This is a genomic window from Cobetia sp. PS-4MA, assembly GCF_057670765.1.
On sequence record NZ_CM173107.1, the window covers coordinates 935,643 to 962,389 of the forward strand.

General features: G+C 64.6%; 24 protein-coding genes. 10 read left to right on the top strand and 14 right to left on the bottom strand.

What is annotated here, in order from left to right:
* Positions 1-12: 12 nt before the first annotated feature.
* Positions 13-1,104 (top strand): amidohydrolase family protein, encoded by a 1,092-nt coding sequence (locus tag AC26AR_RS04010; RefSeq protein WP_488107585.1) that lies wholly within the window; start codon positions 13-15, stop codon positions 1,102-1,104.
* A gap of 110 nt (positions 1,105-1,214) precedes the next feature.
* On the opposite strand, the gene purH is transcribed toward AC26AR_RS04010, so the two are convergent.
* The 8 genes from purH to dsbD all read right to left on the bottom strand — a co-directional run bounded on the left by purH (position 1,215) and on the right by dsbD (position 10,199).
* Positions 1,215-2,792 carry a bifunctional phosphoribosylaminoimidazolecarboxamide formyltransferase/IMP cyclohydrolase gene (purH, locus tag AC26AR_RS04015; RefSeq protein ID WP_488107586.1) on the bottom strand — a complete coding sequence of 526 codons (1,578 nt, stop codon included), beginning with the start codon at positions 2,790-2,792 and terminating at the stop codon, positions 1,215-1,217.
* A 62-nt stretch (positions 2,793-2,854) separates the two neighbouring features.
* Positions 2,855-3,151 (bottom strand): DNA-binding transcriptional regulator Fis, encoded by a 297-nt coding sequence (gene fis / locus AC26AR_RS04020; protein ID WP_043331993.1) that lies wholly within the window; start codon positions 3,149-3,151, stop codon positions 2,855-2,857.
* Positions 3,148-4,182: a tRNA dihydrouridine synthase DusB gene (gene dusB / locus AC26AR_RS04025; protein ID WP_077373125.1), complete on the bottom strand. Its 1,035-nt coding sequence runs from the start codon at positions 4,180-4,182 to the stop codon at positions 3,148-3,150. Before dusB ends, fis begins: the two co-directional genes overlap by 4 nt.
* A gap of 168 nt (positions 4,183-4,350) precedes the next feature.
* Positions 4,351-5,265, bottom strand: coding sequence for a 50S ribosomal protein L11 methyltransferase (gene prmA, locus AC26AR_RS04030; RefSeq protein ID WP_488107587.1), 915 nt, complete (start codon positions 5,263-5,265; stop codon positions 4,351-4,353).
* Between the two features lie 184 nt (positions 5,266-5,449).
* Positions 5,450-6,790 (bottom strand): acetyl-CoA carboxylase biotin carboxylase subunit, encoded by a 1,341-nt coding sequence (gene accC, locus AC26AR_RS04035; protein WP_077371866.1) that lies wholly within the window; start codon positions 6,788-6,790, stop codon positions 5,450-5,452.
* Positions 6,791-6,809: 19 nt separating this feature from the next.
* A complete protein-coding gene (accB, locus tag AC26AR_RS04040; RefSeq protein WP_077371869.1) occupies positions 6,810-7,280 on the bottom strand; it encodes an acetyl-CoA carboxylase biotin carboxyl carrier protein in 471 nt (156 codons plus the stop codon).
* Between the two features lie 166 nt (positions 7,281-7,446).
* The gene (gene aroQ / locus AC26AR_RS04045; RefSeq protein ID WP_488107588.1) at positions 7,447-7,884 is read right to left on the bottom strand and encodes a type II 3-dehydroquinate dehydratase; all 438 of its coding nucleotides are present in this window, start codon (positions 7,882-7,884) and stop codon (positions 7,447-7,449) included.
* A gap of 284 nt (positions 7,885-8,168) precedes the next feature.
* Positions 8,169-10,199, bottom strand: a complete 2,031-nt coding sequence (dsbD, locus tag AC26AR_RS04050) for a protein-disulfide reductase DsbD (protein ID WP_488107589.1) — start codon at positions 10,197-10,199, stop codon at positions 8,169-8,171.
* A 354-nt stretch (positions 10,200-10,553) separates the two neighbouring features.
* Between dsbD and AC26AR_RS04055 the strand changes: the two genes are divergently transcribed.
* On the top strand, positions 10,554-11,657 hold the full coding sequence (locus AC26AR_RS04055; RefSeq protein WP_077371875.1) for a DUF2333 family protein: 1,104 nt from the start codon (positions 10,554-10,556) through the stop codon (positions 11,655-11,657).
* 169 nt (positions 11,658-11,826) lie between these two features.
* Here AC26AR_RS04055 and ppa read toward each other — a convergent pair whose 3' ends face one another.
* On the bottom strand, positions 11,827-12,357 hold the full coding sequence (gene ppa, locus AC26AR_RS04060; protein WP_043331979.1) for an inorganic diphosphatase: 531 nt from the start codon (positions 12,355-12,357) through the stop codon (positions 11,827-11,829).
* A 329-nt stretch (positions 12,358-12,686) separates the two neighbouring features.
* Here ppa and AC26AR_RS04065 point away from each other — a divergent pair, with 329 nt between their 5' ends.
* Positions 12,687-14,414 (top strand): bifunctional protein-serine/threonine kinase/phosphatase, encoded by a 1,728-nt coding sequence (locus AC26AR_RS04065; protein ID WP_077371878.1) that lies wholly within the window; start codon positions 12,687-12,689, stop codon positions 14,412-14,414.
* A gap of 149 nt (positions 14,415-14,563) precedes the next feature.
* Here the strand turns inward: AC26AR_RS04065 and AC26AR_RS04070 are convergent, their stop codons facing one another.
* The gene (locus AC26AR_RS04070) at positions 14,564-15,826 is read right to left on the bottom strand and encodes a 6-phosphofructokinase (RefSeq protein WP_077371881.1); all 1,263 of its coding nucleotides are present in this window, start codon (positions 15,824-15,826) and stop codon (positions 14,564-14,566) included.
* Between the two features lie 192 nt (positions 15,827-16,018).
* Between AC26AR_RS04070 and mpl the strand changes: the two genes are divergently transcribed.
* From mpl to AC26AR_RS04085, 3 genes are read left to right on the top strand one after another with little or no spacing between them, the layout of a single operon-like run.
* Entirely contained in the window at positions 16,019-17,461 is a 1,443-nt protein-coding gene (gene mpl / locus AC26AR_RS04075) for a UDP-N-acetylmuramate:L-alanyl-gamma-D-glutamyl-meso-diaminopimelate ligase (RefSeq protein ID WP_488107590.1), read from the top strand.
* Positions 17,458-18,111, top strand: a complete 654-nt coding sequence (locus AC26AR_RS04080; RefSeq protein WP_077371887.1) for a flavin prenyltransferase UbiX — start codon at positions 17,458-17,460, stop codon at positions 18,109-18,111. The genes mpl and AC26AR_RS04080 overlap by 4 nt, the downstream gene beginning before the upstream one ends.
* A gap of 42 nt (positions 18,112-18,153) precedes the next feature.
* The gene (locus AC26AR_RS04085; protein ID WP_077371890.1) at positions 18,154-18,783 is read left to right on the top strand and encodes a LysE family translocator; all 630 of its coding nucleotides are present in this window, start codon (positions 18,154-18,156) and stop codon (positions 18,781-18,783) included.
* 157 nt (positions 18,784-18,940) lie between these two features.
* On the opposite strand, the gene AC26AR_RS04090 is transcribed toward AC26AR_RS04085, so the two are convergent.
* From AC26AR_RS04090 to AC26AR_RS04105, 4 genes are all read right to left on the bottom strand, one after another.
* Entirely contained in the window at positions 18,941-19,819 is an 879-nt protein-coding gene (locus tag AC26AR_RS04090) for a DMT family transporter (protein ID WP_136938289.1), read from the bottom strand.
* A gap of 83 nt (positions 19,820-19,902) precedes the next feature.
* Positions 19,903-21,357: a bifunctional DedA family/phosphatase PAP2 family protein gene (locus AC26AR_RS04095; RefSeq protein ID WP_488107591.1), complete on the bottom strand. Its 1,455-nt coding sequence runs from the start codon at positions 21,355-21,357 to the stop codon at positions 19,903-19,905.
* Positions 21,354-22,316, bottom strand: coding sequence for a diguanylate cyclase domain-containing protein (locus tag AC26AR_RS04100; protein ID WP_077371896.1), 963 nt, complete (start codon positions 22,314-22,316; stop codon positions 21,354-21,356). Before AC26AR_RS04100 ends, AC26AR_RS04095 begins: the two co-directional genes overlap by 4 nt.
* Positions 22,316-23,257: a hypothetical protein gene (locus AC26AR_RS04105; RefSeq protein WP_136938287.1), complete on the bottom strand. Its 942-nt coding sequence runs from the start codon at positions 23,255-23,257 to the stop codon at positions 22,316-22,318. The genes AC26AR_RS04100 and AC26AR_RS04105 overlap by 1 nt, the downstream gene beginning before the upstream one ends.
* 291 nt (positions 23,258-23,548) lie before the next feature.
* On the opposite strand from AC26AR_RS04105, the gene AC26AR_RS04110 reads away from it, so the two are divergent.
* The 4 genes from AC26AR_RS04110 (at position 23,549) to rlmH (ending at position 26,741) form a co-directional block, all read left to right on the top strand.
* Complete coding sequence (locus AC26AR_RS04110; protein WP_488107592.1) at positions 23,549-24,832, top strand: glutamate-5-semialdehyde dehydrogenase; 1,284 nt, start codon at positions 23,549-23,551, stop codon at positions 24,830-24,832.
* 194 nt (positions 24,833-25,026) lie between these two features.
* The gene (gene nadD, locus AC26AR_RS04115) at positions 25,027-25,662 is read left to right on the top strand and encodes a nicotinate-nucleotide adenylyltransferase (protein ID WP_488107884.1); all 636 of its coding nucleotides are present in this window, start codon (positions 25,027-25,029) and stop codon (positions 25,660-25,662) included.
* A gap of 92 nt (positions 25,663-25,754) precedes the next feature.
* Positions 25,755-26,114, top strand: a complete 360-nt coding sequence (gene rsfS / locus AC26AR_RS04120) for a ribosome silencing factor (RefSeq protein ID WP_077371908.1) — start codon at positions 25,755-25,757, stop codon at positions 26,112-26,114.
* Positions 26,115-26,273: 159 nt separating this feature from the next.
* The gene (gene rlmH, locus AC26AR_RS04125) at positions 26,274-26,741 is read left to right on the top strand and encodes a 23S rRNA (pseudouridine(1915)-N(3))-methyltransferase RlmH (protein WP_077371912.1); all 468 of its coding nucleotides are present in this window, start codon (positions 26,274-26,276) and stop codon (positions 26,739-26,741) included.
* Positions 26,742-26,747: the final 6 nt, after the last annotated feature.

Genomic DNA, 26,747 nt, shown 5'->3' on the forward strand with positions numbered 1-26,747 from the left:
TCGGAGCCACCCATGCTGAAGCTTGCCTTTCGCCCCGTCCGTTTCTCTCGCCTGTCCTGTCTGCGCCAGCGTCCTCTCCTCCAGGGGACGCTGGCGTTGCTGTTGGGGCTTGCCGGCAGCATGGCTGTCGCCGAGCCCGTGGCTGCCGATGAGACACGCGATTATCACTACAGCGACGCCCACCTGCACTTCGTCGACTTCTTCCAGCAGGGCGATGGCTTGGGGGCCTTGCTGGATGCCATGGATGAGGCGCAGGTAGATCATGCCCTGATCACGGGCATCGGTGTCGCCAAGAAATGGCAGCAGGACGCGCCCAAGAAGCCGCGTTACTACATGGGTGATGATGGGCCGGTCTACTGGTACTCCGGTACCGATTACATTCTGGCCGAGGCGTTGACTCGCGCTCCCGAGCCGGTCCAGGCGCGTTTCTCGCCGTTCATCACCGGCTTCAACCCCACTGATCTGAATGCTGCCGATGAGATTCGCCAGTTGATGGCGATCTATCCCGGCTTCTGGAAAGGCATCGGCGAGGTCTTCACGCGTCATGATGACCTGACGCGCCTGACCGAGGGCGAGACGCCACGAGCCAATCATCCCGCCTTGAGAAAGGTCTATGCGCTGGCGGCGGAGAAGGGCCTGCCGGTGATGGTGCATTCCAATGTCACCAGCAAGCGTGAGGGGCATGAGGGGCTGTATCTCGAGGAATTCGAGAGTGCGGTGCGCGACAATCCGGACACGACCTTCATCTGGGCACATGCGGGTACCAGTGCCGAGCTCAATCGTCGCCTGGGGCGCATGACATGGCTGCACGGCGAGATCGAGCGCATGCTGGAAACCTATCCCAACCTGAATATCGACCTGTCCTGGTCAGTGCTGGAGCCGTATCTGCTGGATGACAAGGGCCAGCCGCGCCCGCGCTGGGTCAAGCTGGTCGAGCGCTTCCCACAGCGCTTCGTGCTTGGCAGCGACGTGGTCGGGCGCTTCGGCTCGGTGGGCGATATCCTGGCAAGTTACACGCCATTCCTCGATGCCCTGTCGCCACAGACGGCGCACAATGTCGCCCGTGACAACTTCCTGCGCCTGGTCAGACTGCCTGTCGAATAGGGGCAGGCGTTGATGCCCCGGCATACGAAAAGCCCCCGTCAGCGATTCGCTGGCGGGGGCTTTTTCGTGAGCGTCAGAGAGGCTCACACATCATGTGTCAGAGCCGTCGATCAGTGACGGAAGTGACGCATGCCGGTGAAGACCATGGCGATGCCGGCTTCGTTGGCCGCATCGATGACTTCCTGATCACGCATGGAGCCACCCGGCTGGATGACGGCCGTGATACCGGCCGCCGCCGCGGCGTCGATGCCGTCACGGAACGGGAAGAAGGCATCGGAGGCCATCACGGAGCCCGGCACTTTGAGCCCTTCATCGGCGGCCTTGATGCCGGCGATCTTGGCCGAATAGACGCGGCTCATCTGACCGGCGCCCACACCGATGGTCTGGCCATCCTTGATGTAGATGATGGCGTTGGACTTGACGAACTTGGCCACTTTCCAGGCGAAGGTCAGGTCGTTGAGTTCCTGCTCGCTCGGCGCGCGCTCGGTGACGACCTTGAGTTCATCACGGCCGACCATGCCCTGATCGCGGTCCTGCACCAGCAGACCGCCGGTGACGCGCTTGAAGTCGTGACCGCCGGTACGCTCGGCCGCCCAGGCCCCCGCGACGTCGAGCAGACGCACGTTGGCCTTGGTGGCGACGATGGCAGCGGCTTCGTCGCTGATTCCCGGGGCGATGATCACCTCGACGAACTGGCGCGAGACGATGGCCTGCGCGGTCTCGGCGTCCAGCGGCACGTTGAAGGCGATGATGCCGCCGAAGGCGCTGGTCGGGTCGGTCTGATAGGCGCGCTCGTAGGCGGCCAGGGCAGACTCGCCGATGGCGACGCCACACGGGTTGGCGTGCTTGACGATGACACAGGCGGTCTCGTCGAAGGCCTTGACGCACTCGAAGGCGGCATCGGTATCGGCGACGTTGTTGTAGGACAACGCCTTGCCCTGGACCTGCACGGCCGTGGCGACGCTGGCCTCGGTGGCACCGTCCTCGACGTAGAAGGCCGCTTGCTGATGCGGGTTCTCGCCGTAACGCATGTCCTGCTTCTTGCTCAGGCTGACGTTGTACTGACGCGGCAGACCTTCACTGCCACCCTCGACCCGCTGACCCAGCCAGTTGGCGATGGCGCCGTCGTAGGCGGCGGTGTGCTCGAAGGCTGCCACGGCCAGGTCGAAGCGCGCCTCGTCGCTGACGGCGTTGTCATTGGCATCCATCTCGGCGATCACGCGGTCGTAGTCGGCCGCGTTGACGACGATGGTGGTGTGCGCGTGGTTCTTGGCGCAGGAACGCACCATGGTCGGGCCGCCGATATCGATGTTCTCGATGGCGTCTTCCAGCGAGCAATCCGGGTTGGCCACGGTGGCGGCGAACGGATACAGGTTGACGATGACCATGTCGATGGGGTCGATGCCGTGCTCGGCCATCACCGCATCATCCTGACCGCGTCGACCGAGAATACCGCCGTGGATCTTGGGATGCAGGGTCTTGACCCGGCCATCCATCATTTCCGGGAAGCCGGTGTGCTCGGAGACTTCGGTCACGGCCAGGCCGTTGTCCTTGAGCAGACGGAAGGTGCCGCCGGTAGACAGCAGGGCGACGCCACGGGCGTCGAGGGCACGGGCGAATTCGACGATGCCGGTCTTGTCGGAAACGCTCAGGAGGGCGCGACGGATGGCTTGGGGCTTGGCTTGCATGATGCTCCACTCGTGGATCAACAAAAAGACGCCGGGGCACCTGTGAGGATGCCCCGGCGGGGTCAGATCAGATCAAACTGCTTGAGCTTCTTGCGCAGCGTGCCTCGATTGAGGCCCAGCATATCGGCGGCGCGGGTCTGGTTGCCCTGGGCGTGGGCCATCACCGCTTCCAGCAGCGGCGCCTCGACCTCGGCCATCACCATGGCATGCAGGTCGGTGACCTGCTCGCCATCCAGGTGGGCGAAGTAGCGCGCCATGGAATGCTCGACGGCTTCGCGCAGGGTCTGATGGTGCCGAACGGGCGTCATCAGCGTGGCCTGGCTTGCGTCGTCAGGGGATAGAGGGTGCCTGCTGGTCATGCTGCGTGACTTCCTTGCGTCTCGGTGCGGGCGATGCCTTCCGGCTCGCCGAACAGGCGGGTCAGGAACTGGCGCTGTTCATCGGGCTCCTCGAGAGGATTGAAGCTGCGCTTCAACTCACTGCCATCCTCGCGGGTCGCCAGGTACCAGCCCACATGCTTGCGCGCGATGCGCACGCCCATGTAGTCACCGTAGAATTCGTACAGGGCCTCGAGATGGGTGCGCATCACCTGGGCACGCTCCGCATCGCTCGGGCCGGAAGCTACCTGGCCAGTGGCCAGATAGTGATTGATCTCGCGGAAGATCCAGGGGTTGCCCTGGGCCGCACGGCCGACCATCACGGCATCGGCGCCCGTATAGTCAAGCACATGTCGCGCTTTCTCGCCGCTGTCGATATCGCCATTGGCGAAGACCGGGATCGAGACTGCCGCCTTCACCGCAGCGATGGTGTCGTATTCGGCCTCACCGGTATATTTCTGCTGACGGGTGCGACCATGCACGGAGAGCGCCTGGATGCCGGCACTCTCGGCCATGCGCGCGATGGTGATGGCGTTGCGTGTTTCCTCGCACCAGCCGGTGCGCATCTTCAGCGTGACCGGCACCTTCACGGCACGCACCACGGCCTCGAGAATCTCGCCGACCAGACGCTCATCGCGCATCAGGGCAGAGCCGGCGGCCTTGTTGCAGACCTTCTTGGCCGGGCAGCCCATGTTGATGTCGATGATCTCGGCACCCATCTCGGCATTCAGCGCGGCGGCCTCGGCCAGCATCGCGGCATCGCCCCCGGCGATCTGCACGGCACGCGGGCCGGGTTCACCGGCATGATTCATGCGCGTGCGCGACTTGACGGTGTTCCACAGGCGCTTGTCACTGGTCACCATCTCCGAGACCACGAGCCCCGCGCCCAGCTCACGACATTGCTGTCGGAACGGGCGATCGGTGACGCCGGCCATCGGGGCCAGAATCACGCGATTGGGCAACTGGTGCACACCGATGCGCGGGAGCTCGGCGTGAAGGGATGTCTCGGTCATGGGGCTCGTGTCATGCAGTGGGGTGGCGCGCGATGCAGGCATCACGGGGGCGTCATGATACCTAGAGCGCCGCAGGGTTTGAAGGGCTATTTCATCCGTGGCGCGTTCCGGAGGTCTTCCTTTGCGCCGTGGATTCCCTGCGCTGCGGCACTCATGGTATCGCGTGGCTCAGCCCTCGAGCGGGCGCTGGCCGTTGAGGCGCACCCAGCCATCGCGCTCGGTGGGCTCTTCCATGATCAGGCCGGCCTCACGATAGGCCTCGAGCACGTCTCCCGCCTGGGGCGCGAGAATGCCGGAGAGCGCCAGGAGGCCACCCGGGGCCACACTGCCCGCGATCTGCGGGGCCAGCTCGACCAGCGGGCCGGCCAGGATGTTGGCGACCACGATCTGGTAGCCCGCGTCCGGCAGGCGGTCCGGGTAGCACAGTGTCAGCCTGTCGCTGACCTCGTTGCGCTGGGCGTTGTCGCGGGAGGCCTGCAGGGCCTGGGGATCGATATCGGTGCCCATGGCATCCACCGCGCCGAGCTTGAGTGCGGCGATGGCCAGGATGCCGGAGCCGCAGCCGAAGTCGAGCACGCTGTGCCGGGCGAGCTTGCCCTCCACGGCCAGGCCATCGAGCCATTCCAGGCACAGGGCGGTGGTCGGGTGAGTGCCGGTGCCGAAGGCCAGGCCCGGGTCGAGCATCAGGTTGACGGTGTCCTGTTCCGGCGCGTCATGCCAGCTGGGCACGATCCACAGCCGCTGGCCCATCTTGAGCGGCTCGAAGCCGTCCATCCACTCACGTGTCCAGTCGCGGTCCTCGAGAATCTCGACCTCGATCTCCGGGCAGGGCTCATCGGGAATCAGTGCCGCCCAGCCGGCCTTGACCCGCTCGCGCATGGTCTCGATGCCTTCGGTGCCATCCCACAGGCCGGTAAGCACTGTCTCGCTCCACAGCGGCGTGCTGCCGAGGTCCGGCTCGAACAGTGGCTGATCCTCGGCGTCCTGCAGGGTGATGGCGCAGGCACCTTCTTCCATCAGCAGATGCTCGAGAATCTCGGCGTGGTCGGGGGCGATACGCGCCTTGAGTTGCAGCCAGGACATGGTGGCTCCTGTCGAATAGGTAGGGAGTGAAGAGAATAGACGAAGCGGCAGTGGGGGCAGGGGCGCTCGGATGCCGGCATGACCCTGAGCGCACTCAAGGGCCCCTGCGCAAACGACAGAAGGGCGGCCGAGGCCACCCTTCTGTCATGTGTCGACCGATGCTGCCAGTCTCAAGCAGGGCAGATTACAGGCCCAGCTTCTTCTCCAGATAATGGATGTTGACGCCACCTTCCTGGAAGCCGGCATCACGCACCAGATCCTTCTGCAGGTCAGTGTTGGTCTTGATGCCTTCCACCAGCAGCTCGTCGAGGGCATTGCGCATGCGCGTCAATGCGATCTCGCGGCTCTCGCCCCAGGTGATCAGCTTGCCGATCAGGGAGTCGTAGTGCGGCGGCACGGTGTAGCCGGAGTACAGGTGCGAGTCCATGCGCACGCCCAGACCGCCCGGCGCGTGATAGAGCTCGACCTTGCCCGGAGACGGCATGAAGGTGCGCGAGTCTTCGGCATTGATGCGGCATTCGAAGGCGTGGCCACGCAGCTTGACGTCTTCCTGCTTGATGGAGAGCGGCAGGCCGGAGGCGATGCGCAGCTGCTCCTTGACGATGTCGACGCCCGTGACCATCTCGGTCACCGGGTGCTCGACCTGAACGCGGGTGTTCATCTCGATGAAGTAGAACCCGCCGTTCTCGTACAGGAATTCGAAGGTGCCGGCGCCACGATAGCCGATCTCGATGCAGGCATCGGTGCACGACTTGAGGACCTTGGCACGGGCTTCCTCATCCAGCTGCGGTGCCGGCGCTTCTTCCAGTACCTTCTGGTGACGACGCTGCAGGGAGCAGTCGCGGTCATACAGGTGAATGGCGTTGCCCTGGCCATCGGCCAGCACCTGGACTTCGACGTGACGCGGGTTCTGGAGGAATTTCTCCATGTACACCGTGCCGTCGCCGAAGGCCGCGGCGGCTTCACCCTGGGTGATGCTCACCGAGGACAGCAGGCTGGCCTTGGAGTGCACCACGCGCATGCCGCGACCACCACCGCCAGCGGCGGCCTTGATGATCACCGGGTAGCCGATGCGCTCGGCGATGGCGAACATCTCGTCTTCATCCTGTGGCACCGGACCATCGGAGCCCGGTACGGTCGGGACGCCGGCCAGCTTCATCGCTTCGATGGCCGCGACCTTGTCACCCATCATGCGGATGGTGTCAGCGCGCGGGCCGATGAAGGCGAAGCCGGAACGTTCGACCTGTTCGGCGAAGTTGGCATTTTCCGACAGGAAGCCGTAGCCCGGGTGGATGGCGTCGGCGTCCGTCACCTCGGCGGCTGCGATCAGCGCCGGGATGTGCAGATAGGATTTGGCAGAGGAGGCCGGGCCGATGCAGACAGCTTCGTCGGCCAGGCGGACGTGCATCAGATCGCGGTCGGCCTTGGAGTGCACCGCTACCGTCTTGATGCCCAGTTCCTTGCAGGCGCGAAGGATGCGAAGTGCAATCTCGCCGCGGTTGGCAATCAGTACCTTGTCGAGCATGGTGACGTGTCCGTTGGGATCAGGAAATGACGATCATGGGCTGGTCGAATTCAACCGGCTCGCCGTCTTCGATCAGAATGGCTTCCACCACACCATCCTTGTCGGCTTCGATCTGGTTCATCATCTTCATGGCTTCGACGATGCAGACGGTATCACCTTTCTTGACGCTCTGGCCGACTTCGATGAAGGCCTTGGAGCCCGGTGCCGGAGAGCGATAGAAGGAGCCGACCATCGGCGAATTGATGGTGTGGCCCTGCGGCGCTGCCGGAGCGGCGGCTGCCGGTGCCTCGACGCTGCCGGCTGCCGGTGCGGCCTGCTGCTGCATCGGTTGCTGCTGCATCATCATCGGGGCCTGCATCATCGGCTGCTGGGCGAAGCCCTGCGGATGGCGGCTGATGCGAACGGACTCTTCGCCTTCCTGGATCTCGATTTCGCTGATGTTGGACTCTTCGAGCAGCTCGATCAGCTTCTTGACCTTGCGGATATCCATGAAATTCATCCCGATATAAAGGTGGCTGGAAATGGGGTGTGCAACCGAGACGTCACTGGTTGCGGGTGACAGCGATATTGGCTGTCCCGACCGATGGGCCGGTCAATCCTTGTCTCAGGCAGCTATGAGGCCTGCCGTGCCTGAAGGCCGCGCCGGGACGTTCCTGCTAGGCAAGATCGGCAAGGGCGGCATCAAGCGCCATGTCGTAACTTCGAGCGCCAAACCCCATGATCACGCCGCGTGCCACATCGGAAAGATAGGAATGATGGCGGAACGCCTCGCGGGCATGGGTATTGGACAGGTGCAGCTCGATGAAGGGCAGTGCGATCCCCAGCAGGGCATCGCGCAGCGCTACGCTGGTATGGGTAAAGGCCGCGGGATTGATCAGGATGATGGCGGTGCCATCCTCACGGGCCGCATGGACGCGATCTACCAGTACATGCTCGGCATTCGATTGCAGCCAGTCCAGCTGGTGGCCAGCCTGGCTGGCCCGTGTCTCCAGACGTGAGCGGATATCTTCCAGGGTGGTCGTGCCGTACACCTCGGGCTCGCGGGTGCCCAGCAGATTGAGGTTGGGGCCGTTGAGTACCAGGATGCGCGCCATGAAAGTCCTCTTGTCAGCGGAAGCAAGTGCGTGACTCGCTGAGCTGTTAACCCTGGGTGAAAATGCAAAGATACCGTCACTATCCGCGACGTTTACCTATTGAGCCTAGACTGTTGTCGCAGTGACGCGGATTCTGCCGAAATTCTCGAACGCTGTCCAGTTTGGCACCGAACCGGATTTCCTGCCGCTTTTATCCTGATTGCCACGCCGACTCTCCCGCGCTGCCATCCCGTCAACATCGCGACGTCATCTACCGGTGTCCGGCATGGCTGACTCCCGACAGATCATGCACCCGCGGCAGTGCGATGGTGACGCAGCACCTTGTCGAGATGCTCGCCCAGCTGCTCGGCATCGACCTCTCCCTGAATCCGCGCTTCGGTCATTTCCTGTTGTCCTGCGAAGAACAGCAGGCTGGGCGGTCCGAAGAGGCCGAACGATGACAGCAGCTCACGGGTGGTGGCATCCGTCTGGGTGACATCGGCGCGAATCAGATGAAACTGTCGCAGCTGACTCGCGACGCGCGGAAAGACCTCGCGCTCCATCACCTTGCAGGAGATGCACCAGTCAGCGTAGTAATCGACGAAGACCGGCTGCCCGCGACGGTCAGCCAGTGCCAGCTCGCGCTTGAGGGCAGCCATGTCAGTGACGGTGGTGAAGTCCAGCGTCTGCTCGGTTGCCTGTCCCGAGGCAGTTCCGCCTCCGGTGAAGGGGGCCAATGGGCGTAGCGGATCGCTTGCGCCGCCGGCCACGCCCAGCAGGCTGATCATCCCCCAGCCGAGTGCCAGCAGCCCCAGTGCCTGACGGGCGCGGGCCCAGCCGTGGTTTGAGGAGCTGATCGCGCCGAGCGCCACCCCGGTGCCGATGGCCAATGCCGCCCAGCCCAGCACCGCCAGCGAGGCCGGCAGCAAGCGCTCTACCAGCCACAGCGCCACGCCCAGCAGCAGAATGCCGAAGGCCTGCTTGATGCCTTCCATCCAGCCGCCGGCCCTGGGCAGGAGACTGGCGCCGAAGGTGCCGACCAGTACCAGCGGCACCCCCATGCCGAGCCCGAGCGCGAACAGCGCCAACCCGCCGCTGGTGGCATCGCCACTGGCGGAGAGATAGACCAGCGCACCGGCCAGAGGTGCCGAGACGCAGGGCGATACCACGAGTACCGATAACGCGCCTGCCAGCGCCAATCCCCCCGGGCCGGCATTCATCAGGCGCCCCTGCAGCGTGTCGAGGCGCGAATGCAGGCGGCCGGGCAGGCGTAGATTGAAGGCGTCGAACATGGCCAGCGCGAACAGCACGAACAGGGCGGCAAAGGGAATCAGCACGACGGGAGATTGCAGTTGGGCCTGCAGGTTGAGGCCGGCGCCGAACAGACCCATCAGCGTGCCGGCCGCGGCGTAGGTGAACGCCATGCCCAGGGCGTAGCTTGACGACAGCAGCAAGGCGCGCGGGCGGCTGGGGCGCTGGCCGACGATGATCGAGCTGAGAATCGGGATCATCGGCAGCACGCAGGGCGTGAAGGTCAGCCCGAGGCCTGCCAGGAAGAACAGCCCGAGCAAGGTGACGAGGCCGGCATCCGTGAACAATGCTCGAAAGCTGCCATCCGTCCCCGGGATAGCGGTGGGCTCGCCGGCACGATGTGCGCCAGTGTCGTCGGCAGCGCCGCTTTCCAGGGTGGCGGCATCAGGCATCAGGTGGGCAAAGGCATCGGGCGCACTCTGCTCACCGGCCTCGAGCGTGACGGTCTCGGGGGGGTAGCAGAGGCCGGCGTCGGCACACCCCTGGAAGGTGATGGATATCGGTACCGGACCACTGATCGATGACGCCTCGTCCGGGGCATTCTGACGGTCTGCGGCTGTCAGAGGCAGGCGAATGACCAGTGGGTCATGGAAGACGTGCACGTCGCCCAGATAGGGGTCCTGCTTGAATTCGCCGGGGGGCAGGTCCGCGGCACCGAGCCGGAGGTCGTCACGGGAGGTCGCGAAGTCGAATTGATGGCGATAGAGGTAATAGCCCTCGGCACTGGTGAAGCCGACATAGAGGGTGTCGCCTTCACGCCATGCGCGGGGCGTGAAGGCCTCGCTGACCGGCAGGAAGTCGCTGCTGGATGCCTGACTCGTGAACAGCCCGGTAGACGATTCGCTGCTGGAGGAGGCGGCCGGACTGCTGCCGAACAGCCCGGCATGGGCTGGCAGGGCGAAAGTGGTCAGGCTGAGGAGCAGCACAATGACCAGCAGCACCCCGGGGCGCATCGGTCGGGCGAGGGCGAGACTGGCGCGAATCTGGCGGGAGATCGCGTCATTTGCGGGAAACGGACGAAGCACGAAGGCATCCTTTTGCAGTGCCGGGAGAAGAAGCCGATCTTGCGAGTGCCTGTGCCCTCTGCGCGATCAGCTCGCTTGAGGTGTTCGTCACGGGAAGAGGGCCGGCAATGATGCCCACGATGATCACGGGTCGCGACTTGCACCAGGATGAATGCGCCACCATGTAGCGATGATCTCCCCCGGTTCTGACGTCGCGATGAGCGCGACTGGCACACGCAGGGACGCATGATAGGATAGGACGTACGTCATGAGTACCGGCGCTGGAGGCAACGCGGGTATCGACACCGGTTCACGGTCTTCTGACTCGTCTTTTTTCACACGGCTTTTTACAAGGCTTCATACAAGGAAGAACGCATGGCCCTATTCGGTAAAGGCAGCAAGCGTGGCGCGGGTCGCGACGTGCTGGAAACACCTCAGTATGGCTGGATCTGGAAACCACTGGTCGGGCTGTTCGTCATTTACCTGCTGGTCTGCGTTGGTCTTGGGATCTACTGGAGCAGCGAGCCGGACGAATTCAATGTCGACCAGGCCACGCGCACCGAACTGGCCCGCGTACATGGGCTGGCGGCACCCGTTGCCAGTGTCGATGGCGAGCAGCCGGCACCGGCCTTCGAGGTGCTGCCGACGGGCACGGCGACTGTCGCGACCCTGATGAAACTCAACGATACCCTGCTGCACAAGCCCGGCGGCTATCTGAAGAATGACGTGGCACCCCCGGGGCTGTGGCTGGACAACATGCCCAACTGGGAATATGGCGTGCTGGTGCAGGTGCGCGACATGACGCGCGAGCTGCGCAAGGAATTCAGTCGTTCACAGTCCCAGTCCAGTGATGACAAGGCGCTGGGCAAGGCGGAATCGCTGCTGTTCATCGACGCCAATGCCTGGATGCTGCCGGAAGCCGAGCATGAATATGCCGATGCCAACCGCCAGCTGGGGGACTACCTCAAGCGTCTGAGCGATGACACCCAGAACAACGGCCAGTTCTATGCGCGCGCCGACAATCTGGTGGCCTGGCTGTCGGATGTCGAGAATCGTCTCGGTTCCCTGTCACAGCGACTGTCCGCGAGCGTCGGCAAGTCTCAGCTCAATCTGAGTCTGGCCGGTGACAAGAACGCGACCTCGGCCAAGAGCACCCAGACGGAAGAAGAGATCAAGACGCCGTGGCTCGAGATCGACGATGTCTTCTATCAGGCGCGCGGCACCTCCTGGGCGTTGATCCACCTGCTCAAGGCGGTGCGTCATGACTTCCAGGGCGTTCTGGAAGACAAGAATGCCCTGACCTCCATCGACCAGATCATCCGTGAGCTGGAGTCGACCCAGACCGATATCGGCAGCCCGGTGATCCTCAACGGTTCCGGCTTCGGCTTCTTCGCCAATCACTCGCTGGTCATGGCCAACTACATCGCACGCGCAAATTCCGCGATCAGTGACCTGCGCAGCCTGCTTGAGAAGGGCTGAAGTCTGACAGCGAGGCTGGCGGACCCTGACTGAGGTCATGTCCCGCTAGTCTCGTCAGCCTGAGCTGGATCGGGCTGAGCCCAGAAAACGAAAAGCCCCCGTCAATGACGGGGGCTTTTTCATGAGCGGTCAGCAAATGAGGGTCAGTTGGCGACCGTCACGGGAAGGATCAGTCCTTCTGGTAGGCAGCTGCTGCCTTCTCGATCGCGGCACGCGCGGCATCAGCGCCGTCCCAGGAATCGATCTTGACCCACTTGCCCTTCTCGAGATCCTTGTAGTTCTCGAAGAAGTGCGCGATCTGCTGACGCAGCAGTTCCGGCAGATCAGTGACTTCCTGGACGTCGTCGTACAGGGAGGTCAGCTTCTGGTGCGGTACGCAGACCAGCTTGGCGTCTTCGCCAGCTTCGTCGCTCATGTTGAGCACGCCGACCGGACGCGCACGGATGACACTGCCCGGCGCGACCGGATACGGAGTCACGACCAGCGCGTCGAGGGCATCGCCATCGTCAGCCAGGGTGTTCGGGATGTAACCGTAGTTGGCCGGGTAGAACATCGGAGTGGCCATGAAACGATCCACCATGAGTGCATCGATGTCCTTGTCGATCTCGTACTTGATCGGCGCGTGATTGGCCGGAATCTCGATCGCTACGTAGACGTCGTTCGGCAATTCCTTGCCAGCGGGGATCTTGTCGAAACTCATTGTCGAGTCCTTGGGTTTGCGGGTTGAAGGCCTGCGGGTCAAAATTCCGCTGAATTATACGAACTGGCAGACCGTTTTGCCATTATGCCACGCTCGATCGCCTTGCGTTGCACCAACGAGTGGTGGCACTGCAGGCTGACTCGGGTAACACTTGGCAGCGCGCGAGCCCATGTGGAGGCCATCCATCGACACTCTGGCCGATGGTGTGCCCGTTGTTCAAGGATCGCCGCGCGACTCGCGGTGCCGTGCAGACACTGTGACGAGGCCTGTCGTGGCCGGCATGCACCAGCAGGGTCGTCACCGCAGGACAGACATGCAAGGAGACCGCCTTGGCGGATGCAGAGCTTTCACTCAGTTATGGTCAGGCCTTCGTGGCACCGGACCGCAAGCGCCACCGCAGCTCGATGTCGCTGGAAATTCCTGTCGAGCGTGGCCCGCTGGCGACCAAGGGCGGCTGTGCGTTGATCGCGGATACCACCAGCAAGAACGCCATCGCCAAGCAGGCGGGCGATCTGGCCGTGCGTGGCTTTCTGGCCGACTACTTCGCCACGCCCGACAACTGGAGTGTCAAGTATTCCGCGACTCGTGTGCTGCGAGCGCTGAACAGCTGGTGCTACAGCCAGAGTCGCTTCGTGCGTGGCGGCAGTTACGTCACCTCGATTTCCGCGGTCATCTTCCGTGGCCAGTCGGCGCATCTGTTCCATGCCGGCGATACCGTGGTGTTCCGTCTGCGTGGTGGCGAGTTCGAACAGATCTCGCGTGATCATGTCACGGACCTGGGCGGTTATCGCTATCCCTCACGGGCTCTGGGCATGGATGTCAGTCTCGACATCGATTACATCGAATTGCCGCTCAAGCAGGGCGACATCTTCCTGCTGACCACCCAGGCGGTGCGCGGCACCTTGCTGCCCTCGGACTTCGTGTCACTGATTCGTGATGATGTCTCGGATCTGGACGCCGCCAGCGAGCGTCTCGCGCATGCCGCGGCGGACCGTGCCGACGAACGTGGCTATACCGCGGATCAGTTCTGCTTCCAGCTGGTGCGTATCGATCGCCTGGCCAGTGCCAGCGAGGACACGCCGGGGCGCATCTATGGGGATCTGCCGGTGCCGCGCGAGCTGGAGCCGGGGGATCGCATCGATGGGCTGGAAGTGCTGGAGGTGATGTCACGCAGTGCGCGGGTGCGCGTCTACAAGGTCCGGGATCTCAAGAGCCGGCGCGTGATGGTGATGAAGGCGCCGAGTCCGGAGCTCTCGCTCAAGAACGCCTATCTCGAGCACTTCCTGCTCCAGCAGTGGGTGGTGGATCGCGTCAACTCGCCCTTCGTCGTCAAGGTGGTGGAACCCTCGCGCCCGCGGGATCACCTCTACTATCTGCTCGAGCATCTGGAGGCGCAGACGCTGACCGACTGGGCGCGCCAGCATCCCCAGGCCAATCTCGAGCAGCGCCTGGATATCGCTCGCCAGCTGGGCAAGGCGGTCCACGCACTCAATCGGCGTGAAGTGCTGCATCAGTTGATCCACCCCGACAACGTGATGATCGACCGTCACGGCAAGGTAGTGCTGGTGGACTTCGGGGCCTGTCATCTGCGCGAAGGGGATGGGCACGAGAGTGCCGGTCCCCTGGTGCGCCAGGTCGGGCTGACCGAGCACAGTGCGCCGGAATATGCGCTGGGGGCCGAGGTCAGTCGCCGCAGCGATCAGTACGGGCTGGCGTCGGTGATCTACTGGCTGCTGACCGGCATGCAGCCCTACGCTCAGTCGATGGATCAGCTGCGCACCCAGACGGACCTCGAGCTGCTGGAGTATCAGCCGGCACGCATGCGCAATCCGCAGGTTCCCCAGATGCTGGACGATGCCCTGAGGCGTGCGCTGGACCCTCAGCGCACCTTGCGCTTCCGACGTCTGTCGGAGCTGCTCTATGCACTGCGCCTGCCACAGCAGGACCCCGGCAAGGCCATCACGCCATCCGAGGCCATGCGCGAACCAGCCAATTTCTGGCAGGGCGTCGCCGGCATCCTGCTGTTGCTGCTGGTGCTGTCCTGGTTGCTCAAATAGCCCTGCGTGTGTCGGTGGCGTGCGGTTGTCGAGAGCAGCCTCGCGTCATGAACGAGAAAGCCCCGCACAGTGATCTGTGCGGGGCTTTCTCATGGGTGCCGCAACGGCGGTGGCACAGCGCTGCCCGGGAAAACGGGCAGCGCGATCGATCAGATCGAGAACGGCGTGAGCTTCTTCTCGACCTTGGCCAGCGTGAGGCGGGCGACCGCCGGCAGACCATTGACGAAGGGCGGGAAGTCCTCGCCCTGGATCAGCGGTGACAGGTACTGGCGGCAGGCGTCAGTGATGTAGAAGCCGTCTTCGCTGATGAACTCTAGCGGCATGAACTTCTCATGGTTGGCGATCTGCTCCAGCGGTGCCTCGATGATGTCCCAGGCGTAGTCAGCGCCATCGCCGAGGCGACGGATCGCCGGCATCACGGCGTTCTTGCCGGCCAGGGCCATTTCCACGGCAGCACGACCCGTGGCGTACGCCTGCTCGACGTCGGTCTTCGAGGCGATGTGGCGTGCCGCGCGCTGCAGATAATCGGCCACGGCCCAGTGATACTTGTAGCCGAGGTCCTGCTTGACCATACCGGCCAGGGTCGGCGCCACGCCGCCCAGCTGACGGTGGCCGAAGGCATCGGTGTTGCCGGCATCGGCCAGGAAGGTGCCGTCTTCGTAGCGGGCACCTTCGGAGACCACCACCACGCAGTAGCCGTGGTCCTTGACGCACTGGTCGACACGCGCCATGAAGTCCTTGCGGTGGAAGGCGACTTCCGGGAAGACCACGATGTGCGGCGGCTGGGTGGCATCTTCGCCAGCCAGGGCACCGGCGGCGGCGATCCAGCCAGCGTGACGTCCCATGACCTCAAGGATGAACACCTTGGTGGAAGTGGCGCACATGGAGGCGATGTCGAGGCCGGCCTCGCGGGTGGAGGTGGCGATGTACTTGGCCACGCTGCCGAAGCCCGGCGAGTTGTCGGTGATCGGCAGGTCGTTGTCCACGGTCTTGGGCACGTGGATGGCCTGGATCGGGTAGCCCATGGTCTCGGCCAGCTGGGAGACCTTCAGGCAGGTATCGGCGCTGTCGCCGCCACCGTTGTAGAAGAAGTAGCGGATATCGTGGGCCTTGAACACCTCGATCAGACGCTCGTACTGGGTACGGTGATCCTCGATGCTCTTGAGCTTGTAACGGCAGGAGCCGAAGGCACCGCCCGGGGTGTGGCGCAAGGCGGCGATGTTCTCGTCGCTTTCCTGGCTGACATCGATCAGATCTTCGGTCAGGGCGCCGATGATGCCGTTGTGACCGGCGTAGAGCTTGCCGATCTGGTCGCCGTGTTCACGCACGGCTTCGATCACGCCACAGGCGCTGGCATTAATGACGGCGGTAACGCCACCGGACTGGGCGTAGAAGGCATTGTGCTGGGGCATGGGCTTCTCGTCTCTGCTTCCTTGTCATGGTCTTGAACGGGCTGGCGCTTACCCGCCGCATCATATCCGAAAGACATGACCCCTGCACGACGCCCGGATGCCACGTGTCTGTCGTTCTGCCCCGACACGCCCGTGCTACTCGCCGCCTGGCGGGCATGCTAGGCTGCTCGGGCTTCCGGATTGGAGAAACAGATGCACCTTCACGTCATCGGTATTTGCGGTACCTTCATGGGCTCTCTGGCACTGCTTGCGCGTGCGCGCGGCCATCGCGTCACCGGCAGCGATGCCAATGTCTATCCGCCCATGAGCACACAGCTGGCCGAGGCCGGTATCACCCTGATGGAAGGGTATGCCGCCGACAATCTCGAGCCCGCGCCAGAGCTCACGGTGGTCGGCAATGCCGTCTCGCGCGGCAATCCTGAAGTCGAGGCGCTGCTCGAGCGCGGGCTGGCCTATACCTCCGGCCCGCAATGGCTGTGTGACGAGGTGTTGACCGGTCGTCCGGTGATCGCCATCGCCGGCACCCACGGCAAGACCACCACCGCGACCATGACCGCCTGGATTCTCGAATGTGCGGGTCTCGCGCCGGGCTACCTGATCGGTGGCGTGCCGCCGCAGCTGGGGGATTCCGCGCGTATCGGCGACCCGCAGGCGCCCTTCGTGGTCGAGGCCGATGAGTACGACACGGCCTTCTTCGACAAGCGCTCCAAGTTCGTGCATTACCGACCGCGCATCGCCGTGCTCAACAATCTCGAGTTCGACCACGCCGACATCTTCCCGGATCTCGCCGCCATCGAACGTCAGTTCCACCATCTGGTGCGCACCGTGCCGGCCGGCGGCAAGCTGGTGGTCGCGGCGGACGCCGTCGCCGGTGCCGAGGCGCTGGAACGCGTGCTGGATCAAGGCTGCTGGACGCCGGTGACGCGCTTCGGCGATGAGAGCGGTATCGAGAACGCCGGTGGCGACTGGCGCTATCGTCTGATCAGTGCCGATGGCAGCCACTTCGCGCTGGCGGCGCCGGCCGCCGTGTCCGGCGAGGCGGACCGCTTCGTCGAGTGCCAGTGGGCGATGCGCGGACGCCACAACGTAGCCAATGCCTGTGCCGCGGTGGCCGCTGCCGTCGAGTGCGGCGTGAGTGTCGAGGCGGCGCTGCAGGCGCTCGCTCGCTTCGCGCCGCCCAGACGCCGGCAGGAGCTGCGCGGTGAGGTAGCGGGCGTCAAGGTCATCGATGACTTCGCGCACCACCCGACCGCCATCGCCACCACGCTTGAGGGCCTGGCGCCGGGCGTGGCGGCCGAAGGGCAGGGCGGTCGTCTGTGGGCAGTGATCGAGCCGCGTTCCAACACCATGAAGCTTGGCACCATGAAGGCGCGCCTGCCGGCAGCGGTCACCGCAGCGGATCGGGTCAGCTGGTTCGCGGGCCCGACACTGGGCTGGTCACTGGACGAGACGGTCTGCGAGTGTCGTGCCCTCGGCGTTGAAGCCGATGTCGAGCAGGACCTCGACGCCCTGATCGCCAAGATCGCCAATGACTCCCGCGCCGGCGACTGGGTGGTGGTGATGTCCAATGGCGGCTTCGGCGGTATCCACGAACGTCTGTTGAGTGCACTGGCAGCACGGGAAGGTGAGGCATGAGCCAGCAAGCGAAAGCCCCCGAAGGGGAGTTCAAGTCAGCGGTCACCGTCGCGCTGACCGGGGCCTCGGGTGCCCAGTACGGCCTGCGGCTGATCGAATGCCTGGTCGCGGCGGGTCATGAGGTGATGGTGATGGTCTCCAAGGCCGCCCACATGGTGATCGCCACCGAGACCGATGAAGAACTGCCGGCGCGTCCGGCTCGCCTCACCGAGGTGCTCACCCAGCGCTACGCCGCCAGGCCCGGTCAGATTCGCTGCTTCGGCCGCGAGGACTGGATGGCGCCCGTGGCGTCCGGCTCCGGCGCGCCGAGTGCCATGGTGGTATGTCCATGTTCCACCGGCTCGCTCTCGTCCATCGCGACCGGCGCCAGCAACAATCTGATCGAACGCGCCGCCGACGTCGCCCTCAAGGAGCGTCGCACGCTGATCCTGGTGCCGCGCGAGACGCCGTTCTCGGCGATCCATCTCGAACACATGCTGAGCCTGACGCGCATGGGGGCCGTCATCCTGCCCGCCGCCCCCGGCTTCTATCACCGCCCGCAGACACTCGATGACATGATCGACTTCATCGTCGCGCGCATTCTCAATCAGCTGGGAATCGCGCATGCGCTGATGCCGCGCTGGGGCGAAGGGCATGTCAGTGGTGACTAGTGTCGCCATCTTGATCATCGGATTGTGCAGGGAGAGCAGGGAATGCTGAATTGGTCATTGTTGTCGGTGTTCGTGCCGACCTTCTTTCTGGTGTCGCTGACACCGGGCATGTGCATGACGCTGGCCATGACCCTGGGGATGACGCAAGGGGTGCGCCGCACCCTGTGGATGATGGTGGGCGAGCTGCTGGGGGTCGGGCTGGTGGCGGTCTCGGCCGTGATCGGGGTCGCGACCATCATGCTGCGCTATCCGCTGGTGTTCTCGGCCTTCAAGCTGGCCGGGGGCGCCTATCTGGTGTGGCTCGGCATCCAGATGTGGCGCTCGCGGGGGCGCCTGGCACTGGGGGCCGTGGGCGAGGCCAGTGCTGCACCACGAGCCTCGCGGCGGACATTGGCGGCACAGGGCTTCGTCACCGCCATCGCCAATCCCAAGGGCTGGGCGTTCTTCATCGCGCTGCTGCCACCGTTTCTGGACGCGAGCCTGCCGATGACGCCACAGCTGGTGGCGCTGGTGGGTATCATTCTCACGCTCGAATTCAGCTGTCTGATGCTGTATGCCGGTGGCGGCAGTGGACTGGCGCGCTGGCTCGGTCGTGGTTCGCGCGTGCGGCTCATGAACCGGGTCGCGGGGACCCTGATGGTCGGGGTGGGTATCTGGCTCGCCACCGGCTGACCTCGGCATGCCAAGGCGCTGACCGACACACCCCGAACACACGAAGGCCCGCCAATGGCGGGCCTTCGTGTGTTCGCCGGCTGAAGCAACCGCGACGACGGGATCAACCGGGGCGGCTGGCGCAACGCCGGCAGCTGTCTCAACGGTGGTGTGCGAGTCAATTGCGTCGCAGGGTCTCCAGTGCTGCCGCCGCCACGATGAAACTGCCGCCCACCAGCGTCATCCAGGTGGGGGCCTCGCCGAGAATCAACCAGGCAAGCAGCACCCCATACACCGGCTGCAGACAGCCGATCATTCCGACGGTCTTGGCCCTGAGGCCACCCAGGGCGAAGGTCATCAGGGCATGGGGGGTGGCCGTGAACACGACGGCCAGTACCAGCATGGCGATGCCTGTTCCCGGGCTTGCGTCCATGATCTCGCCGGAGGCGAACGGCAATGTCAGCACCACCACGCCCAGCGCCTGCAGGCTCATCGACAGCACCGGGTTGAGATGGCTGAGACGGTAGCGCACCAGCAGATTGCGCGCCGCGAACAGCAGGCCCGAGAACACGCCCCACAACACTCCCGCCAGGCTATCGCCCTGCGCGCTGCTGTCGCCGCCGGGAACCAGTAGCCAGACGCCGATGCACACCAGCCCCGCTGCCGCCAGATCCCCGGCTTTCAGGCGCGTGCCCTCCACCCAGGGTTCCAGCAGCACGATGAAGATGGGATAGGTGAACAGTGCCAGCATGCCGGTGGCCACGGACGAGACCTGCATCGCGTGGAAGTAGCTGACCCAGTGAGCGGCCATCAGCGCCGCGGCCACGCCCATCAGCGCCCAGTCGCGGCCGCTCAGGCGCAGCGAGACCTGCCACTTCAGCCGTGCAATCCACAGAAGGAACAGGCCGGCCAGCAGGCTGCGCCAAGTGGTGATGTCGAGCGCCGAGAGTGGCAGGCCCTTCGAGAACAGCGCCGTGCCGCCGAGCAGCGCGATGCCGAGATGAATCGACATGAGCGCCTGGGGCTGGTTGGCAGGGGGAGCGGCAGGACCGGGCATGGGTATCCTCTTGGGCAGAAGGCGAAGGTGGCGGTGGTGATGACGTGCAGCGATCACCTTGAGGGTCGATCGTGAATGACGGGCTAGAGCGGCAGCCACAGCAGGCGCGCCGTCAGCAGACCCAGACTCGCCAGGCTCAACCACACCACGGGGGCGGCCGGCGAGGGGCAGGGTTGCTGGACGAAGGCAGGGTAGCTGATGCGCACCAGAGCACACGCCAGCAGTCCCAGACAGGCGCCGCCCAGGATATCGCTCAGATAGTGCACGCCGAGGAAGATGCGAGACAGCCCGATCACGCTACAGGCGATGATGGCGCTCCAGTAGATCCAGCGTCGGCGTGGAGAGGGTTGCCGTTCGGCGATGAAGGCGGCTGCCAGGCCGAATACCGCGACGGCACCGGCCGTGTGGGCACTGGGGAACGACATCGAGCCCTCGAGAAAGGCGGGAGTGTCCGGACGGGGGCGCTGGATCAGATACTTGAGCACGGTATTGGCGCAGGCGATGCCGACCCAGGCGGCGCTCAGATGGATCCATATCGCATGGCGGCGCGTGAGTGCCAGCCACACGAGCCAGGGCGCCACGAGTGCCGCGAGCCCCGTGCCATCGCCGAGCTGCGACAGCCACAGGCTGGCCTGGTGCAGAAGGTTCTCGGGCAGCAGGGTGTGGAGTCTGTCGGCGAGCGAGGCCGCAACGATGTCGATCTGCCAGGGCCCGGGGTGAGCGAGTGCCGCCAGACTCATCGCGGGCACGCTGATGACGGCAAAGACCAGCAGTGCCATCGAGGCCAGCGGGAACTCGCCTTCCGGGTCGGGGTGGCGCAGCTGCCACCACAGGCGACGGCCGGATGCCGAGCGACGCATGCGGCGCGCCAGCCAGTGATAGAGGCGGCCTTCGCGGCCCAGCTGGCGGCGCAGAAATGAGAAGGCAAAGGCGCAGGCGATCAGGCCGCTGGCCAGGCCGATCAGCAGGCCGTTGGCGCCCGGTGGCAGCGTGAACAGCGATTGCCAGGTCTGGCCCAGCAGGTAGCCCGGCAGCAGATAGGCGGGAGACCACGCCAGTGCCGAGAGACCATTGACCATGAAGAAGCGCGAGGCCGGCATGTCCAGCATGCCCGCGACCAGCGGGATGATCGGGCGTACCGGGCCGACGAAACGCCCGAAGGCGATCGACCAGCTGCCGTGGCGATGGAAGAAGCGCTGACCGTGTTCGATCCATTCGGGGTGGCGCGAGAAGGGCCAGCGCTGCGGTAACTGATCCCGATGATGGACGCCGAGCCAGAAGCTCACGCCATCGCCGATCACGGCCCCCAGCGCACCGGAAAGCAGCACCAGTGGCAGGGAAAGCTCAAGATGCCCCGCCAGCGAGGCGCCGGCCGTCAGCATGACCACACCGGGGACCAGCAGGCCGACGATGGCGAGGGATTCGAGCAGGGAGATGAAGCCGATGATGACAATCAGCGCCACGGGGTGCTCGCTCAGCGTGGCCATCAGGGAAGCGGGGTCCAGCCAGTGAGTCAGTGTGGCAAGGGTGTTGCTCATTCATTGAGGTCCATCAGGGTGAGTTGGGCGGCCAGCAGGCGTTGTTCGAGTTTCTGTACCGTGTCGCCCGCCTTGTAGTTGACGAGACGAGCGTGAGCGATGATCGAGCCGGTCTCGGGCTGTGTCGTCGCCGCCAGGGCGGCCGTCAGGCGTTCACGCATGATCAGGGCGCCGGCCTCGCCGGTATTGGGGAGCATTAGCCAGAACGTGGCCTTGTCACTGCGACACAGCAGATCGCCCTGACGCGAGATGCCCTGCATGACATCGCAGGCCGAGGAGAGACACTCGATACGGCGGTCTTCCCCGAATTGCTCACCGAGCATCTCCAGCTGCGGCAGGTAGATGACCAGGATGCTCAACGGCTGCTCCAGCGCACTGGCGCGTGCGGCCTCGCTGGTCAGCCGCTGCTGGCCGGTGCGCGCATTGTAGGCATTGCACTCGACTTCCTCGCTGGCGGTCATGCGCATGACACCTGACTGCAGGTTGTTGATCACGAAGGGCTGGCTGGCGACCAGCAGCAGGCAGACATAGCGCAGTACCTCGCCGAAGTTGTCATCCGGCTGACCCAGCAGCCATAGCCACAGCGGGGCCAGTACCACGTTCAAGAGCATCGCCGGCGCCAATGGCAGCAGCAGCAGCGTCAGGATGCTCGGCAATCCCAGCCACAGCGACATTCCGATGTGCGCGCTGGGAGCCTCCAGCGCCAGCATCAGATAACCGCCGATCAGCGCCAGATAGGCGGGAAGCGGCTGCTCTTCATCCAGGAGGTGCAGAGCGGTCGCGATCCCCATCAGCAAGGTGGCCAGCACCGGTGTCAGGATGTGGGAGTAGTCCCCGACCAGATAACGCCAGAGCGCGTAGGTGGCCAGCACCAGGGTCGCCAGCAGCATGATCAGGGTCTTGCGATTGGCCAGCCGGCGGCGCTCTCTGGCGCGCGTGGCCGTCGTTGACGAGGACATCAGTCTTCAGCCTCCGCCTGGGGGGTGTCGGCGAGTGCCGCCTTTCGGGAGGGGAGTGCGGGCAGGTGAGTGATCGGCTCGCGCTCCTCGCTGAGGTTGGCGCTCGCCGCCTGCAGGTCGAGATGGTCGGCCTCGGTATCGTTCAGCGGCTGGACCCGCGCCCGCACTGGCATGGCGAGATGCTCCATGAGCTGCCGACGCCGCAGGTTGGCGGCGTGTTCGCTGCGTGCCACCAACAGCAACGCCAGGCAGCCGTCGTCAAGCTGATAGCGTGTCTCATGGGGCAGCGCCGCGCTGTCCAGCGTATTCAGCAGACGGCGACGCGTGAGGCGGGTGGGCGTGGCTGGCTCCAGCAGGATCAGCTCGATGTGGATGCCTTCACGATCTGCCCGGGAAATTTCCCGCGGCAGATCCCGGAGCAGCTGGTATTGTGACCAGATGGCACGATTCGCGTCACGGCGACCGCGCCGTTCCAGCTGACGCCAGACCTCCTGCTGACGCTGCCCGGCGATGGCGCCCAGCGCCATCAAGGTGGCCGTGATGCCGATGCCAAGGCTCAGCCAGTCACTGCCCAGCGGCGTGAGTGCCAGCCAGGTGGTGATCAGCCCGATGATGGCGCAGGCCGGCGCCAGCCACGCGGGGCGCGGATAGAGCAGCAGCACGGCAAACCCCCATAGCCACATCATGTGCTGCTCGGGTGCCAGCAGCACCAGCAGCGCCATGATCACCGCCACGCTGAGCATGGCCGTGGTCCGGAACCAGCCCAGCGTGAAGAGTTCGTGCGCCAGGGAGACCACCAGCAGCAAGGTGCCGCCGATGGCCAGCAGCAGTCCAGTGATGGTCAGGGCGAGGCTGATCTGGCGCGCCGCTTCCAGCAGCAACAGCACAGAGCCGAGCAGACAGATGAACTGACTGACCCGGACTTTGAACTTGATCTCCATGGTGACTTATATTGGCACCTTTCCCGTGGATGACATGAATCCGACCAGACTCCCCGGTCGGATGGGGCGCAGCGCATTGAGCCATGCCATGACAGGATGTGCGAGCGTGATGCCGCCTGCCTGTCCCGGCTCTGCCAGGCGCTGATACGGGCCAGCATACCCCAAACCATGATTTTCCGAAGTGTCGAGGTGATCCGGCGCTTTCGCTTCGCCCCTCCCTCGGCTGATCTACAGGCGCCAGAGCGGGCGGAAGGCACTTTCCTACATCTTTCTACGAATGAGACAAGGCACATGAGCGAGCTGGGCAAGCACGACACCACGGACGTCGTGGCTTACATGAACGGTCTGGGCGGCGATGCCCGCGCAGCGAGCGTGGTGATGCGTCGTGTCGACAGCGGCCTCAAGAACCGGGCGCTGCAGATCATGGCACGACTGATCGACGAGCGCCGCGAGTCACTGACCGCCGCCAACGCCGATGACCTGACGCGAGCGCGAGACAATGGCCTGTCGGAAGCGATGGTCGACCGCCTCGCCCTCACGCCGGCGCGTATCGACGCCATGATCGAGGGGCTCGAGCAGGTCGCGGCCCTGCCGGACCCGGTCGGTGAGATCGATGGCCTGAAATATCGTCCCAGCGGCATCCAGGTCGGTCACATGCGTGTGCCACTGGGCGTGATCGGCATCATCTTCGAATCACGGCCCAACGTCACCATCGAGGCCGCCAGCCTGTGCCTCAAGTCCGGCAATGCCTGCATCCTGCGTGGTGGTTCAGAAGCGGCGTCCAGCAACCGTGCGCTGGGTGAGATCATCCGCGAGGCGCTGGTGGCGGCCGGGCTGCCGGCGACGGCGGTGCAGGTGGTGGCCACCACGGACCGTGCCGCGGTGGGCCGTCTGATCGCGATGTCCGAGTACGTCGATGTCATCATCCCGCGTGGGGGCAAGAGTCTGGTCGAGCGCATCACCAATGAGGCGCGCGTGCCGGTCATCAAGCATCTCGACGGTATCTGCCACGTCTATATCGACGCCACGGCAGATCTCGACATGGCGGTGAGCATCGCCGAGAACGCCAAGACACACCGTTACGGTACCTGCAACACCATGGAGACCCTGCTTGTGGATGCGGCTGTCGCGGCCGAGGTGCTGCCGCGCATCGCCGAGCGTCTGGCGGTCCATGAGGTCGAGATTCGTGGCTGTGAACGCACCTGTGACATCCTGTCCGAGGCCGTGGCCGCCACGGATCAGGACTGGGATACCGAGTATCTGGCACCGATTCTGGCGATTCGGGTCGTCGAGGGCGTGGAAGCGGCGATGGCGCATATCGAGCGTCACAGCTCCGGGCATACCGAAGCCATCATCACCGACAACTATGCGCTGGCGCGTCGGTTCATGGCCGAAGTGGATTCCAGCTCCGTGATGGTCAATGCCTCCACCCGCTTTGCCGATGGCTCCGAATACGGATTGGGTGCCGAGATCGGCATTTCCACCGACAAGCTGCACGCTCGCGGGCCCGTGGGGCTGGAAGGGCTCACCACACGCAAGTATGTCGTGTTCGGCGATGGGCAGATTCGTCAGTGAGATCTCCAGACCCTTCCTCGGTCAGCGCATCGCCACGGGCGCTGGACGATAGCCAGCGCCCGCTGAATGTCGACGGCGACGCCGCGCAGCGCGAACCCGCTGCACAGCCGGGTGGGGAGGCCTGCGACACTCTGCCTGACGAGAAGCCACAGCCCGGCTTCGAGGGCTGTCTCGGGCCGGTCCCCCGGGTGGCGATGCTCGGGGGCACCTTCGACCCGGTACACCACGGGCACCTTCGCAGCGCCATCGAACTGCGTGAGGCGCTGGGCCTGGATCATGTGTTGATGATTCCCTGCCATCAGCCGCCACATCGTGCCGCACCCGGGGTGAGCAGCGAGGAGCGTCTGGCCATGCTGGAGGCCGCGATTGCCGGTGAGCCGGGGCTCAAGGCGGACGCCCGCGAGCTTTTCCGGGATGGGCCGTCCTACAGTGCCGACACCCTGGCGAGCCTGCGCGGCGAATATGGTCCTCAGGCGCGGCTGGTGATGGCCATCGGCCATGATGCCTTTCTCAAGCTTGGCGAATGGCATGCCGCCGAGCGATTGTTCGATGATGCCCATGTCGTGGTGATCGAACGCCCTGATCATGATGCTCCTCTGCCAGAGGCGTTGAAGGCCTTGATCGAGGGGCGGGAAGTGCAGACGGTGGCCGAGCTGATGGCGCGTCCCGGCGGCCTGTTGCTGCGGTTGTCATTGCCGACCCGCATGGCGATCAGCGCGACCTTCGTACGCGAGCGGCTTGCGCTGGGGGATAGCGTGCGCTACCTGCTGCCCGAGACGGTCATCCGCCATATCGAGGCCCGGTCGCTTTACTGCCCGCCCTGTGTGTGAGGGTTCGTGACGCGTAGATTGACGATGCCCATAGGCGAGCGCATCACCAACGGGTAGAATGCGCCCCCTGCCGAACAAACTTCCGAGGAATCATGCAGACCGAAGCTCTTAAAAACCTGGTGATCGACGCCCTTGACGACCTCAAGGCCCAGGAAATCAGCGAGATCGATGTCTCCAAGCTGACCAGCGTCACCGATGTCATGGTGATCGCGACGGGGACTTCCAGCCGTCATATCGCCGCTCTGGCCAACAATGTGCAGGTCACGGTGAAAGAAGCCGGCGTCAAGCCGCTGGGTTGCGAAGGCGACAACGGTTCCGACTGGGTGTTGCTGGATCTGGGCGATGTCGTCGTCCACGTCATGCTGGCCGAAACCCGTGCCCTGTATGACCTCGAGCGCCTGTGGAGCGATCTGCCCCGCGAGACGAGCGAAGAGTTCGAACAGCGCAGCTGATTCCGCTGTTGCCTGCCTCAAGAGGCGGAGTGATGCGGCACGGCGGTGCTACCGGCGCCGGTTGCGGGCAGCATGCTGACAGGGCGGGCCCGTGGTGGTTGGACGGAAGGAGAGGGTCAGCGGGCATGCCCGTTGGCCACTGACGACACGGGACAGGACATGAAGATCCGAGTACTGGCGGTCGGGCAGAAGATGCCTGACTGGGTGGAGAAGGGTAGCCGGGAATATCTCAAGCGCATGCCAAGAGACTTTTCCCTCGAATTCATCGAACTGGCGCCCGGAAACCGTGGCAAGAACGCGGACATTGCCCGTGCCATGGCCAGTGAAGGTGATCGGATGCTCGAAAAACTCAAGGGAAATGAACATGTTGTCGCCCTTGATGTCCTAGGGAAGTCGTGGAGCACGGAGCAGCTGGCTCAGCACGCCGATGACTGGCGCCTGGGCGGTCGCGATGTGGCCATCCTGATCGGCGGTCCTGACGGGCTCGATCCACGCCTGCTGGCCCGCGCGGATCAGCGCTGGTCGCTCTCCGCGCTGACCCTGCCGCACCCGCTGGTGCGCATCGTATTGGCGGAGCAGCTCTACCGCGCCTGGACACTGCTGGTCGGGCATCCTTATCACCGTTAAGCGCCT